A 13,423-nucleotide genomic window follows, 5' to 3' on the forward strand; every position below is an offset into this window, starting at 1 on the left:
TGTATATTTACCCTTGCGCCTGGCCTGAAGAGAGAGACACAGTGCAGATGAACTGAACCTGATTTGAGTGTTTTGTTTAAGGCCGCGACACAATTGGATTTTTACTTTTGTTATTTCTTTATAGGTACACTCTTATGTACACGGTAAAAGATGGTGCCTTGTGAGATTGAACATACTCGCCCTAACGTAACACCCCGAATGCGATGTCAATCGTAACCCAGGGTGATGATACTAAGACGACGACACGCTTCCTGACTTTCCTCTTCTGCTTACCTGTCCGCCTTTTCTGCCTGCTTCAATAGCACGCTCTGGATTATTTCTGAAATTGCCACCGCTTACCTGCCCACCTTTTCTACCAGCTTCAGCCGCTCGCTGAGGGTTTTCTGCAAAATTGCCGGCACCGCCTCTATGTTCCGCCATAATGCCTCCGGTTTGAGTTAAGTAAAGTCACAGAAAGCATAGCCGCAACTTTTCTCAACTGCGTCCGATTAGGCATGTTTAGCGTTAACTCTGTTACGTCGATCACGTTCGATTTTCATTAAACCCGCATTACTTTGAAGCTGGCATGAATGAATGATCCAGATATTTTGATATGTCTTATAGATACTGAAAGATCTGGATCACTAAAAGTAAGCCGCATGTTCGCGCTCGCGTTATATATATGAAAAAACATGTGGTTCAGTTGGTTCAGTTGGTTCAGTTGGTTCAATTTGTAAAGATGACTGTTTTATAAGGTTTATTTTCAAAAAAGTGAACCAACATACCCCCGGATTGAACCAACAACGGGGTAGTCTGAACCAACATTCTTCCTGTCTTAAAATGCTAAGATGGTCACCAATTCACTTAAGTTGGTGGCCTTTGAGCAAATCCCTTTCCGTGACCTTCCGTGTGCCTGCTGAACTAAGCGAGTCTTTTACCGATGCTATTAGCTCTTCCAGTGGCGATAAAACCGTATGGCTTGTCGATGCCATTCGACAGAAACTGAACCAGCCAGATATTAATCCTGACGCTCGGATGATGTCGCTGGTGGAAAGGATGGAAGTCGCCGCTGATGCTCTGATTGGCGGTAAGCAGGGGATTCCACCCTTGCCGTACGATGAAGAAGCTGTGATCCGCATTGCTTCAGAAACCATCCGGCAGGGTTTTGATAATGGGCGCATCATCGCTGAGAGGTTCAATGATGCGGGTTATCAGATAAAAGCTGGTAAAGCAAGGACTAAAGACATTTACAGTGCATGGAAACGTCAGGCAGACCACTCAGATAAACTGGCTGCTGCCATAACAACTTTTTAGCGGCGCGGTGCTGGTTTATGCCATTGGAACTCAGGGGCAGTCGTGCGTTGCCGGTGGCGCTCTTTAGCCTGCAGAGCCTGAGCTACTCCGCTTCGGATTGTGTAAAGCGTATGCCTGTCCAGTGGCTCACCATTCTGGCGGGCAATTTGTAGCAGCTTCATCTTAGTCGTCTGTCGGTCAATCATCACACTCTGCGTGTTTACAGTAAACGTCTGGCATTCTTTATGCTTAATGCTGCTGGTCGCGTCAAAACCTTCCCGCTAGACTGGCCCCATAGATCACCAGACACTTCGCCTCTCTTAAAATAAGAGGTAGTCTTGGACCTATGTTTAACACCAGTCAGAATAATAAGATGGTTGAAGTGTTATCAGGGCCTGAGCGGCGTCGCCGCCGTACGCTGCAGGAAAAAATAGCCATTATTCAGCAGACAATGGAACCCGGTATGACCGTGTCTCATGTCGCCCGCCTGCATGGCATCAATGCCAACCAGATTTTCAAATGGCGCAGGCAATACGAAGACAGCTCGCTAACTGCCGTGGCTTCAGGCGAAGAAGTTGTGCCTGCATCTGAACCTGCTTCCGGCAATAAGCAAATCCGTGAACTACAGCGTCTTCTGGGCAAAAAGACGATGGAAGCTGAAATACTTAAAGAGGCCGTGGAGTTCGGTCGGGCAAAAAAATGGATTGCGCATGCGCCCTTGTTGCCCGGCGACGACGAATAACCGACGTCTGCCGAAGTATTGGTGTGTCGCGTGCGCAGCTGAGTATCAGGGTTCACCGGTTGCCTGACTGGCAGGATCACCGGCGGCAATCCCGTTTTGACGATAACGCGGTGTTGTCCCGGATAAATACGGACGTGGCCAGCCTGCCCACCTACGGTTATCGACGGGTATGGGCACTGTTGCGACGAGAATCTGAGCGGGACGGGCAGCCTGTAGTTAACGCAAAACGAGTGTACCGGATTATGAGTACGCACCATCTTCTTCTTGAGCGAAAACCTGCGGATAACCATCGGAAGCGGGCCCATAAAGGACGCGTTGCGGTAGCCGAGAGCAACCGACGCTGGTGCTCAGACGGCTTTGAGTTCCGCTGCGACAATGGCGAAAAGTTGCGGGTAACCTTCGCACAGGACTGCTGTGATCGGGAGATAATCGACTGGGCTGCAGGCACGGGTGGCTATGACAAAGAAACCGTGCAGGATGTCATGCTGGGTGCGGTAGAAAACCGTTTCGGGCAGCATCTTGTCAATATTCCACAACGGCTTGAACATGCGGCCGCTCGCCGCCGTTTCACCGCGTGTGTTAATGAGCGGCTGCTTATCCCACCATTCCGGGCCGTAACCCCAGAACACGGGGTCGAGGTGCAGCGTATCCTCACGCTCGCTGAGGAGCAGCACCTTTGTGCCGGGCGCCACGTTGAAACGGCCAACAGGCTCCGGGTCGAACGTGATTTCGTCCGGTTTCAGACCGAGTGAGTCAAAATACTCATCACGGCTGCTGTACTGCGCAAATCGTCCGCACATAGACACCTCCTGCTGTAAGGATAGCGGATATACTGACGTCATAAGGATTCCGGGGATCAGACTCTCTCGCTTCCCTTCCTAACCTTTGCATTGCAGGGGCGTCGTCCTGAAATAAAATAGGGGCAATTTAAATTGTACTTATTTGAGTACATGTTTCATAATGGTCATCACCTGATGGGAGTTAACAACATGCATTCAATCAATTTTACCGATGCCCGCAAACATTTCGCAGATACGATGAAGCGTGTCACCGACGACGCCGAGCCTGTCCGCGTTATGCGCCGCGACGCACCTGACGTTGTGATAATCGATGCGGAAGAGTATGAGGCACTGATAGAAACGGTGTATCTTTTCAGCAACCCGGCGAACGCAGCGCATATTAATGAGTCAATGAAACAGGCGGAGCGCGGCGAGTTTGTCGAAGTGGAATATTAAGTTCACGAAAAATGGCGCTGACGATCTTAACTACTGGCGTGATACAGACAAAAAGAAATTTGAACGCGTCCGACAGTTACTTCACAGCATAGAGGCCGATCCGCTGACCGGCATTGGAAAACCTGAACGGTTGCGGCATCACAAAGATCCGGCGCTCTATTCGCGCCGCATCGATCAGAGCCACCGGCTGGTCTACTCAATCCAGAACGGAGAGATCATTATCTATGCAGCCCGCTATCACTACGGCGATAAATAGTGATAATCAGTCAGCCCGCCTATGCGGGCTTTTTCATGTCCGGCGGGTAAGCAGGGATACAGCCTGGAATATGAGGTTTTCTGGCGGGAGACTCATCCATCGTCACGAGACAAGCAGGGCGGGCGTGAACGAATGCGCACTCATCACAGGAATATAATTTCACGCCTGCTGACAGCCGCGCGGATCCTTTTTAGCCAAACGGCCGGACTCCGGACGGAGTGTGCTGGGATCGCATTTGGCGCGAAATCCTGACGATATGAACAATCCGTTAGCCTCACGCGAGGTTTGCGGGCGCGACAGAACGCCGTAAACATTCCATCGTGCATTGTCGCTGTTGTTTGCTGACTCATAAGCCTGGGGCTCTTCATCCGGAATATCTTCCGCTGCTGACAGAAAGGTGTCTGCTGAAGCCTCCGCCAGCTCATTTGGGATTATCGGTTACGCGTGCTGAACTCGGCATTCAGCCAGTAGGAATATGTTGAGACTCTTCCGGCAAAAGTCATAATGTCGCCGCGCGGGCGGTGGCTGATGCTGAGCAGGTAATCCATTTCTTCCGCGAGGGCCGGATACCGATCGTTAAATTTTTCACGATGCTCCTCCAGCGTTGACGGCCAGTCCGTATCGCTTTCATCCCTCAGAATGTTTGTCGACCGGATAGCCTTGCGAGCTGCCGCCCGCTGGAGCGCATGCCGTTGTGAAGGCTCAAGGGAGGGCTTCATCCGTGAAATATAGCCGTTCAGCACAGTATAAAAATCACCGTTAACAGCAATCGCGATACTCTTTGAGGGCCTGAAAGGTTTAAAGTGATCTCGCAGATCTTCTCCATAAATGCAGATACAGTGATGTTTCAGCCAATAGCCCCATCGCTCTGCATTAGCAGGCAGCATAACGGTATCCAGAACGCCAGAGTCGATATCTATCTTACTGATGACCGGATAATGCTGCTCAAGGCCGGACATGATTGCCGTAAGTTCACTGGTCGCGAGGTCATCCGGCTCACGGCTGTATATCACCGTGAGGTCGAGATCAGAAACCGACTCCTTTGCTCTGCCTTCAGCCAGGCTGCCATATACATAAACGCTGTGGATCAGGTCTGACATCGCGGCCTCCAGTTTATGCCCTACGTCAGCTATCAGGGGCGAAAAAGCCGGCTGAAAGCCGGTGAAGGCAGGCAGCGGGATAAATCCGTTTTTATCGATGGCCATATATTTTCCTTCGCATCATGCATGACTTCATCAGGTTAATTCAGGCAGCCACACAAAACACCTATGTTTGCAGCCGCATGGGTACTCTTCCGCTCAGATGCTCCACGGTCAGACCCGCACAGATATCAGGAACCTGCGACATGAAAAAGTACCGTTCTCGCCGCAGATATTGATTAAAAGCCAGAGCAAATCATAAGCCAGATTACTGACATGCCAATAGCAGGTGTGCTGTGAATGGATGGCCGTCATTCACAACTCACTTAAGTTAATTACTTAATTTTTCTGACTAAACACCGCCAGCAGTAGCGGGGTAAGCACGGTGGAGCATGAGTCCGGAAAGGGCCCGGAGGAGTGGGGAGCCGGCCTCAGGCCACAATATTTTTAGTAAGCAATATGCACTTAAAATCCCCTTCAGCAGGAGGTAGCCATACCGGGGAATTTTTTAAAAGGCGCGCAGCAGGCCAGACTAATCCTCATCTTCCATCAGCGCGACCATGGCCCCTTTATGCGCCTCGACCATGCGGATATACCGCATCACCGTCTGGGTCAGGGTCCAGGTGCCTTCCTGCATGATCTGCGCGATGGATACGCCTTTCCTGGCCATATCCTGCGCGGCACCGACGCGCGCGCTGTGGCCGCTCCAGCTCGCGTAACGCCCCTTATTGGTTTCAGGGCGTGAAGTCTGGCCAGCATGCCGCCTTGCCCGGTGCCAGATATCTTCCAGACTTGGCGCACTCAGGGACACAGTCGGGACGCCGGTCACCTTATTTGAGCGGTGAACGGGGCAGAAAAGTACGGCATCAGGCTCGTTTGCCATGCCCGCCGCGCGGATCCACGCCATAAGCCGCTCTGATGAGCGCGCGCTCAGCGCCTTGACGATGCCGCCTGACTGCAGGATGGTTTTGGTCCAGCCCACGTCGAGAATAACGCGGCCGTCAGCCGCGCGCGTAACGTCCCGCACCCGCAGGCGTGACAGCTCGCTCATTCGCAGCAGGGTGCCGTACGCCACGTGGACGAAAGCCAGATCCCGCAGGTGCTGGAGGCGGGGCGAATGCTTCCAGGCAGCATCGAGACGATTCGGGTCCGGCCGGCAAAAGGGCACCGCCTGCCCGGTGCGCTCGCCTGATACGATGGCGGTACGGTTAATTTTCTTTTTGGAGCGCATCACGTCGGGCGATATAGTAGGAGGCACCAGTCCGGCGTTACGGTGTAACATTGATATAAGCGCAGCGTGCACTGATATGGTTGAGGTTGATCGGCCAATCGCCTGCAGGTGGAACAGATAATCCTGCATATCCTCCGGCGACATCGGCAGAAATGAACGGCGTTTGTCCTGCGACCAGCGCCAGCAGATCCGCATCACGCTCAGCAACTGGCGCCACGTGTTAAGCGAGAAGGCCTCGCGGCGCCGGACGAACGCGGCCAGCTTCGCGTTGAGATTGTCACCGGCGCTGCCGCTGAAGGCCACGCCAGTAAAACCGGTGATATCGTTCATGTATGCTCAATATTTGCCCGCTTATCAGACGGCAGCGCTACGTTAATTCTGCGGGAAGAGCAGGGGTGATGGCCGACACAGGGGGTTTTTGCCGTTTGTCTAGCCTTATATAAAAAGATAATTATATAAGGTCAGAGTTCAGAAGTGATCTTGTGGTCAGTAGATAAGGGCGAGATCCGCGAAGTTCATTAAATAAACCTGTTATATGACATTGGCGTTGTCTTGAATGATCTTGCAGCAGTAGAGAGCCAGAGTGATGTAGGTCTAATTATATTAGGTTAAATATGTTTAGTTATTTTTTTAGCCTCGATATTGGAACAGCAAGCGGCGAAATACTCAAAAAATCAAGGTAATATTAGAAATTTGCACTTTCATATCGGGAAATAAATATATTACTTATCTTTAGTAGGTTTTTTGACTTTAACCCATATGCTTATAAAGTGAAATCATAATCATTTCATATTAGGCAACAATTAATTAGATCAGGCCGTAAACTAAGGGGTTTATAATAATTCTCATAAAGGTTCAACTTACAATTATATCCATAATAGGAATACCTCTCCATAGGCTAGGTTAAAAATAATAGTATACTTATGAATTAAATTGTGACGACTCATCACACCGTGTAAACTCTCAATGATTAAAATTTCTCACCATTTAAACTTAAATAAATACATCTCTAAGCCCAAAATTTACTCTTGACAACACTTAGGAATAAAAATGTTAAAGGAAGAGTTATACGATGCTGAATTAGATTGTCGAATTAATGTCATTCTTTTAGATATAAAATTCTGGGAATGACAAGCTGATAATGCTGAAAATAATTTAGACAAGAAATTTTCGCTTCTAGTTATCGCAGATAAAATAGCCAGGTTAAATATATACTTATTTATAAAAAAAAGAAGGATTGGCCAGTTCTAGTTCACTGAATAAAAAAGGCGCTCAATGAGCGCCAAACGACCCTACATAGTAACTCGATGGTTACTTTTTATTGGAGACTCAGATTCCAATCTCTTTCTGAACCCATGCACGCGCTTTTTTGACTGTTTCCAATGGTGGTGCGCTCTCAGAATCTTGTTCTGCTTCAATAATGATCCAACCCTCGTAGTTTGAATCCTTCACAAAATCAATAACTTTGCTATAATTAACAATCCCATCGCCCGGGACTGCAAAAAGCCCTTTCCTCACTGCATCATTGAAGCTCAGGTCATTATTGATAACGTTATCTAATACATCACCACGTACATCCTTCAAATGAATATGTGCAACACGATTTCCGTAATTTTCTAGTACCCAGTTAATATCTATCCCGGCGGCTGTAGCGTGTCCACAATCTAATACGATACCTACTAAATCATCAGTTGCTTCCAGGAAAGCTTCTAGTTCCTCTTTAGTTTCAACCACCATCATTAAATGATGGTGGTAAGCGAGACGCAGACCATAGATTTTAAGTAATGAAACAGCCAAATTATTAACTTTCTGCGCATAATGCTCCAGACTGATATTCTTGAGCGCTGGAGAAAGCGATAATGGCTTATCTAAAGGCGCACCTCCTAGCATGGCTCCACACTCGCCATAAACTATAACTTTAGCACCAAGTGATTTTAAAAGTAATGCATGATCGTGGACGGCTTCAAGTTCTTCCTCGAAGCTACGCTCAGCAAGAAACCCGTTAAACCAGCCGGATGCCAGTTTAAGCTTTGCGTTAGAGAGAAGTGGTTGGAGTTTGTGAATTGTTCTGGGGAATTTATGGCCCAGCTTGATACCTTCATAACCAGCGATGGCGGCTTCTTCCAGGCAGGTTTCCAGTGGAATATCACCGCCAAGATCTTCAAGTACATCATTAGTCCAGGACAGTGGACTCACACCAACATGAATACGCTTTGATAAGCTCATAATTCTATCCTTCAAAATAAAAAGCACCGCTTTCCATGATCTGAGAAGCGATGCTAAATATGTTCTCAGAGGTTCTGAGTAACGTCAGATATTACAGGGTGAACGCTTCGCGGAAAGCTTCCAGTGCTACCACCGAATCACCAGATGCCCAACCTTCAAGCGCGACTACGCCATGGTAGTTGATGCCCTGAAGAGCGCGGGCAACAGCTTTGTAGTTAATCTCACCAGTACCCGGTTCTTTACGACCAGGCACGTCAGCAACCTGGATTTCACCAATGTGCTTGTTACTTTTCCGAATCAATTCAACCAGATTACCTTCACCGATCTGTGCGTGATAAATATCCAGGTTCATTTTCAGGTATGGGCTTTTTACCGCGGCAACCAGCGCCAGGGTATCTTCCGCTTTCGCGAAAGGTGTGCCCGGATGGTCAACAGCAGTATTCAGGTTTTTTACAGCGTGAAAACTTTACCCGCCTTTTCGCCCAATGCAGCAAGCGCATCCAGCGTTTCTTTTGCCTTCAGCCACATCGCACCGGTTACAACTTCAACGGGTTTCACGGGCAGTCCAATGTTGTTCAGCCCGGTTCCGTGCAGGTTCAGCGACGAGCAGCCGAGGCGATTAGCGACTTCAATCGACTGTGGAAGGCCATGTAAACCGCCTAAAAATGCTGAAACGGCAGATGTACGGTCGAGCTGGCTTCGAGTTACTGCGACGACGAGTCATGAGCCCTCTGGCTTAAACAACTCCACCTAAGTTGCGGAAGACCCACTTTTGCACCGTTGGTGACAGCATCTGCCGTCAGAGCATCTGGAATGGCTGACGGACAACGGTTCGGCCTACAGGGCACATGAAACGCGGGCGTTCGCCCGGATGCTGGGGGCTGGCACCCTGCACGACAGGAGTGCGCAGTCCGGTGAGCAACGGCATAGCAGAGCGCTTCGTGAAGACGATAAAACGGGATTACATCAGCATCATGCCAAAACCGGACAGCCAGATGGCGTTGATCAATCTGGCAGTGGCGTTCAGCCATTACAATGAACATCATCCGCACAGCGCGCTGGGATATCGTTCGCTGCGGGAATTTATACGCAGGAAATTATCGTAACCGCAAAAGAGAAAATGCGTCTGGATATATAGGGTCAAATCCACCCGCTTACCACTGATCATCTATCAGGTTGGGCGGAGAGTTTGGCTAAGTTAGGATTACTCTTAATCGAATAGCTAAATCTTATCCTAATACAAACAACATTAACCCTCACAAGGGTAAGAATAAAAGGTACAATGAATCGCCACGGGTTTAACCGACACATCATAGTCATTTAAGATGTTTAAATAGAGGTGCCTATGAGCGGTAAGCGTTATCCAGAAGAGTTTAAAATGTAAGCAGCCAAACAGGTTGTTGATCGTGGTCATTCTGTTTCCAGTGTTGCAACACGTCTCGATATCACCACTCACAGTCTTTACGTCTGGATAAAGAAGTACGGTCCGGATTCTTCCACTAAAAATGAACAGTCAGATGCTCAGGCCGAGATCCGCCGTCTTCAGAAAGAGTTGAAGCGGGTCACCGACGAAAGGGACATATTAAAAAAACCGCGGGATATTTCGCAAAGCTGTCCGACTGAGGTACGCCTTTATCCGCGACAACAGCCGTTGCTGGCCTGTTCGTTTGCTTTGTCGGGTTCTGGATGTCCTTCCAGGTGTATTTTATTTCTGACTTCAGCAGCCACATTCACAGCGTCACCAGACAGACCAGATGCTGACCGGACAGATTAAACAGTTCTGGCATGAGTCTGGCTGCGTCTATGATTATCGCAAGATCCATCTCGATCTGCGTGATACCGGACAGCAGTGCGGAGTGAACCGGGTCTGGCGGCTGATGAAGCGTGCCGGAATAAAGGCTCAGGTTGGGTACCGTAGCCCACGGGCACGTATAGGCGAAGCCTGCATCGTGGCACCCAACAGGCTCCAGCGGCAGTTCAATCCGGACTCACCGGATGAGCGTTAGGTGACAGACATAAACTACATCCGAACCCACGAAGGCTGGCTGTATCTGGCCGTGGTGGTTGACCTGTTCTCCCGAAAAGTTATTGGCTGGTCAATGCAACCCCGCATGACTAAAGAGATTGTCCTGAACGCATTACTTATGGCGGTGTGGAGGCGTAATACTCAAAACAGATACTGGTTCACTCTTATCAGGGCAGTCAGTACACGAACCATGAGTGGCAGTCGTTCCTGAAATCACATGGTCTGGAAGGCAGCATGAGTCGTCGCGGTAACTGCCATGACAACGCGGTTGTGGAAAGCTTTTTCCAGCTACTGAAACGCGAACGGATTAAGAAAAAGATCTACGGAACGAGAGACGAAGCCAGAAGCGATACTTTTGATTAGATCGAAATGTTTTATAACAGTAAGCGTCGACATGGTTCGAGCGAGCAGATGTCACCGGCTGAATATGAAAACCTATATTATCAACGGCTCAGAAGTGTCTAGATTATCCGTGGCGATTCAACCATGAGCATAATGCGAAGTAATTATAATTATATTTATGTTATTAATTCCGTTCCGGGGAACACATTAACTTCACGCAGCGGTAGTTACCAGGCTCAGAGGGAGGTTCACTGACCGGGAAGACCATCATTTAGGGTATTTTTATACTTAGTGATAAAAGGGAGCGATTAGGATTGTTTCACTGCAGGTTTAAAAAACTATTGATAAGCCCACTATTTTCAATGAGCGATGATTCGGAATACAGTATATCGTAACGTTAATTATGCGCCCTGGAGAGGATTTTCCGGAAAAGTGACTGATAGTGAGGATTTCTGTTAGGCTAAAAAGAAAATGATAGCATCATCCGGATTCTTTTTTCTTAATTATTCGGTTAGAAAAAACTTTCAGATAACTTGTAATGACAGTGTTTAGCCCCTTTAAGTAAGTAACAGTAGTTAAAGCCTTTTTCATGAGGAAGTTAAAAAGGATTATGCTGTTTCCACTGATTTTATTACCCACTTCAGTATAAATATTCGAGTTTTACAAAGTAATGAGCGGTTCAGGCTTTGAAACTCTTTATATTGTAATGAGAATGTGATCTATTCTTCCGCAGTAATTATGAGATTAAGCGCTTTTTGAAATACCCTGCTCGTTATTTATTATATATGTATAGTAAATATAAGTGGAGGGTAATTATGGCTATATCATCATCATCGAATCAAAAAACCGTCCGAATTGACATCGAACTGAAAGCAACGTGTGATAAAACAAAGAGCAATAACACTACTTTCTTTGATAAGATGAAAAAAATAGTAAACAGAAGCTTTAGCGTCAGAGAGTTATTTCACGAAAAAACAGCGTGCAATAATGATATTGATCGTGCTAAATCTTTTTACAATAACATCAATGCTAAAGTAATCGACTCAAAAGTCGTCAGGGATTTTATCTCTCAGAAGCTAACAGATTTAAAAATCACACTAACTGCGGACGAAGATCATACATATGCCCGACAGACATGTGATGCCATACTCGCGTCAGTCTATAGCAACAAGAAGGACTACTTTTGCAAAGAAATGATTTCAAGAGGGATAGATATTTCAGGCTTCATCAAAGAAGCTGGAAACGCAGCACAGAAGGCGGGGCTTGCAGGGCAAAAAAATAATCATGATGTATTTATTCCTTCCGGAGCGGGTGCAAATCCTTTTGTAACCTCAGTTATTTCATCTGCACAGCAAAAATTTCCTCGTGTTTTTTTAAATAAAAACCAACAGGCATCCTTTAAGCAATATGCGGAAAAAAAAATTTCATCTGAAGTGGGTGAAATATGCAAGAAATTAGGGCTGATCACGCCTGTTGATTTTGGTTTGGTGCTGGATGAAATTGCAAGTCGATATATATCACTTTAATGACACCCAAATCATCATTCAACTTCCCTGATGAAACTGAACAAATTATCAGGCAGCTTACAGCTACAGTCTCCTTGGCTATATCTTAAGCAGCCTGAATATGCTCTTCAGCGACTCAGTAAGGTCGTTGAATATGCATTCAGGACCCCTGATCAGGGCGATGATGTTTTAACGGCTCAAAGATGCTGTCAGTTAACCCCTGTTTCGGAATTCAGTGCGTAAAGTCCTGACCCAAATGTAGTCTGCACATTAAACGTAACATCATAACCAAATCGTTGCATACTGGCTAAATTCAATGAGCTTATTCACTTATGTGATTAAATTAACTATATTTATTGTGATTAAGATAAAGTGAAAAAGGCGTCCCTTACTGGCGAACAACAATAAAGAAGCCCCCCTTCGCTAGCTTTTTTTAGACCTGACTGGTGCTTGTGTTTTTGTAAAAACAGTCTGATCAGCTGCCTTTTTTCCCCGGAAAACTGAGTCTTATGGTCGTGACCCGGATAAATCTATCTGAAAGAAAGGACTGGAAAAGAGTTCCAGAACTAAGGCAGGAGCAGGGTATGTGCAGCCAGACGCAGAATTGAAGCAGAAGCAGGACGATGTTGGGTTAAAAGATTTCAGAGCTCGTAAAAGTGAATAGTCAAGGTAGTTATCGCCGATTAACCGATATCAGAACAACCCGGTCACCGGCTGCCATGGAACTGCTGTGTCCACATCCGGAGTGAAGCAGATACAATTTAGTCGGCAGCATAAGTACATTGCAGGTTGAAGTGCTCGTCGCAGCAATGTTCTAACAACTGCACAGGCCATTAACACGACTGCTAATATTATCATTTCATCTCATCTCATCTCATCTCATCTCATCTCATACGAGTTAATAGTTTTCAATATTACCTATATTGTCTGACCAAAATTAAAAGTGACGCTGTCACATTAAAAATTCATACCTGCGTGCCAGTTTTATGCCTGTGACGAGTTTCAAACCAAAGTTAAGAAGCAGTATGCGATTCAACGACAGGTCTTAGTTTGTTTACACTATTACATTCATCCTGAAACTCTCGCATGCCTGAAGCCTGGCCCCTGGATGGGGCGTTCACCTTGCTGCGCACAATCACTTTGCCAGAATTACTCTCCGAAGCCGTTTTGCGACGGATAGCCAGATTCATGGCCTCCAAGGCAATTTACAATAAATCATGTGTCAGGCAGGGAAAAATGGTAGCCATAAATTCCCGCATGTGAAACCTCATCGATGCTAAACAAACGAACCTGTCGGGTGAATGAGAGCTTATGTTCAATATGATCTGCGTAATGGATATGCCCTTTAAAGTTATATCCTGCGCAGCACCGACGCGCGTTATAGCTGCTTTAGATGGAGTAGCGTATATGTCCGGTCACCGTCACACCGTAATAATATGCGTTACGCTG

General features: G+C 47.2%; 8 protein-coding genes and 5 pseudogenes. 7 read left to right on the forward strand and 6 right to left on the reverse strand.

From position 1 onward, the window contains the following. Positions 1–231: 231 nt before the first annotated feature. On the reverse strand, positions 232–420 hold the full coding sequence (locus AAF463_RS23580) for a general stress protein (protein WP_350262668.1): 189 nt from the start codon (positions 418–420) through the stop codon (positions 232–234). A 438-nt stretch (positions 421–858) separates the two neighbouring features. Here AAF463_RS23580 and AAF463_RS23585 point away from each other — a divergent pair, with 438 nt between their 5' ends. Together AAF463_RS23585 and AAF463_RS23590 are read left to right on the forward strand one after the other, a co-directional pair. Continuing rightward, a complete protein-coding gene (locus AAF463_RS23585; RefSeq protein ID WP_350262669.1) occupies positions 859–1,293 on the forward strand; it encodes a hypothetical protein in 435 nt (144 codons plus the stop codon). 352 nt (positions 1,294–1,645) lie between these two features. After that, positions 1,646–2,526, forward strand: a pseudogene (locus AAF463_RS23590) (IS3 family transposase); the annotation flags it as partial. 18 nt (positions 2,527–2,544) lie between these two features. Here the strand turns inward: AAF463_RS23590 and AAF463_RS23595 are convergent. Further along, positions 2,545–2,814, reverse strand: a pseudogene (locus AAF463_RS23595) (SOS response-associated peptidase family protein); the annotation flags it as partial. A gap of 189 nt (positions 2,815–3,003) precedes the next feature. On the opposite strand from AAF463_RS23595, the gene AAF463_RS23600 reads away from it, so the two are divergent. Further along, the gene (locus AAF463_RS23600; protein WP_346530374.1) at positions 3,004–3,249 is read left to right on the forward strand and encodes a type II toxin-antitoxin system Phd/YefM family antitoxin; all 246 of its coding nucleotides are present in this window, start codon (positions 3,004–3,006) and stop codon (positions 3,247–3,249) included. Then, positions 3,230–3,505 carry a Txe/YoeB family addiction module toxin gene (locus tag AAF463_RS23605; RefSeq protein ID WP_350262670.1) on the forward strand — a complete coding sequence of 92 codons (276 nt, stop codon included), beginning with the start codon at positions 3,230–3,232 and terminating at the stop codon, positions 3,503–3,505. Before AAF463_RS23600 ends, AAF463_RS23605 begins: the two co-directional genes overlap by 20 nt. A gap of 431 nt (positions 3,506–3,936) precedes the next feature. Here the strand turns inward: AAF463_RS23605 and AAF463_RS23610 are convergent, their stop codons facing one another. From AAF463_RS23610 to AAF463_RS23625, 4 genes and pseudogenes are all read right to left on the reverse strand, one after another. Beyond that, positions 3,937–4,710 carry a nucleotidyltransferase domain-containing protein gene (locus AAF463_RS23610; protein ID WP_350262671.1) on the reverse strand — a complete coding sequence of 258 codons (774 nt, stop codon included), beginning with the start codon at positions 4,708–4,710 and terminating at the stop codon, positions 3,937–3,939. 466 nt (positions 4,711–5,176) lie between these two features. Beyond that, a complete protein-coding gene (locus AAF463_RS23615; RefSeq protein ID WP_350262672.1) occupies positions 5,177–6,205 on the reverse strand; it encodes a tyrosine-type recombinase/integrase in 1,029 nt (342 codons plus the stop codon). A gap of 999 nt (positions 6,206–7,204) precedes the next feature. Next, on the reverse strand, positions 7,205–8,101 hold the full coding sequence (gene iolE, locus AAF463_RS23620; protein ID WP_350262673.1) for a myo-inosose-2 dehydratase: 897 nt from the start codon (positions 8,099–8,101) through the stop codon (positions 7,205–7,207). Positions 8,102–8,192: 91 nt separating this feature from the next. Beyond that, a pseudogene (locus AAF463_RS23625) lies at positions 8,193–8,740 on the reverse strand (TIM barrel protein); the annotation flags it as partial. Positions 8,741–8,894: 154 nt separating this feature from the next. On the opposite strand from AAF463_RS23625, the pseudogene AAF463_RS23630 reads away from it, so the two are divergent. From AAF463_RS23630 to AAF463_RS23640, 3 genes and pseudogenes are all read left to right on the forward strand, one after another. Then, positions 8,895–9,207, forward strand: a pseudogene (locus AAF463_RS23630) (integrase core domain-containing protein); the annotation flags it as partial. A gap of 239 nt (positions 9,208–9,446) precedes the next feature. After that, positions 9,447–10,592: pseudogene (locus AAF463_RS23635) on the forward strand (IS3 family transposase). A 692-nt stretch (positions 10,593–11,284) separates the two neighbouring features. Then, the gene (locus AAF463_RS23640; RefSeq protein WP_350262674.1) at positions 11,285–11,995 is read left to right on the forward strand and encodes a type III secretion protein SopE2; all 711 of its coding nucleotides are present in this window, start codon (positions 11,285–11,287) and stop codon (positions 11,993–11,995) included. Positions 11,996–13,423 lie beyond the last annotated feature (1,428 nt).

Origin of the sequence: Pantoea sp. BJ2, from assembly GCF_040255075.1 — a bacterium.
In the GTDB taxonomy this organism is placed as follows: Bacteria; Pseudomonadota; Gammaproteobacteria; order Enterobacterales; family Enterobacteriaceae; genus Pantoea; species Pantoea leporis.

Excerpts from the sequence above, each read along its gene's own strand:
- AAF463_RS23580 (WP_350262668.1), bottom strand. The coding sequence starts at position 420 with ATGGCGGAACATAGAGGCGGTGCCGGCAATTTTGCAGAAAACCCTCAG.
- AAF463_RS23600 (WP_346530374.1), top strand. The coding sequence starts at position 3,004 with ATGCATTCAATCAATTTTACCGATGCCCGCAAACATTTCGCAGATACG.
- AAF463_RS23610 (WP_350262671.1), bottom strand. The coding sequence starts at position 4,710 with ATGGCCATCGATAAAAACGGATTTATCCCGCTGCCTGCCTTCACCGGC.
- AAF463_RS23615 (WP_350262672.1), bottom strand. The coding sequence starts at position 6,205 with ATGAACGATATCACCGGTTTTACTGGCGTGGCCTTCAGCGGCAGCGCC.
- iolE (WP_350262673.1), bottom strand. The coding sequence starts at position 8,101 with ATGAGCTTATCAAAGCGTATTCATGTTGGTGTGAGTCCACTGTCCTGG.
- AAF463_RS23640 (WP_350262674.1), top strand. The coding sequence starts at position 11,285 with ATGGCTATATCATCATCATCGAATCAAAAAACCGTCCGAATTGACATC.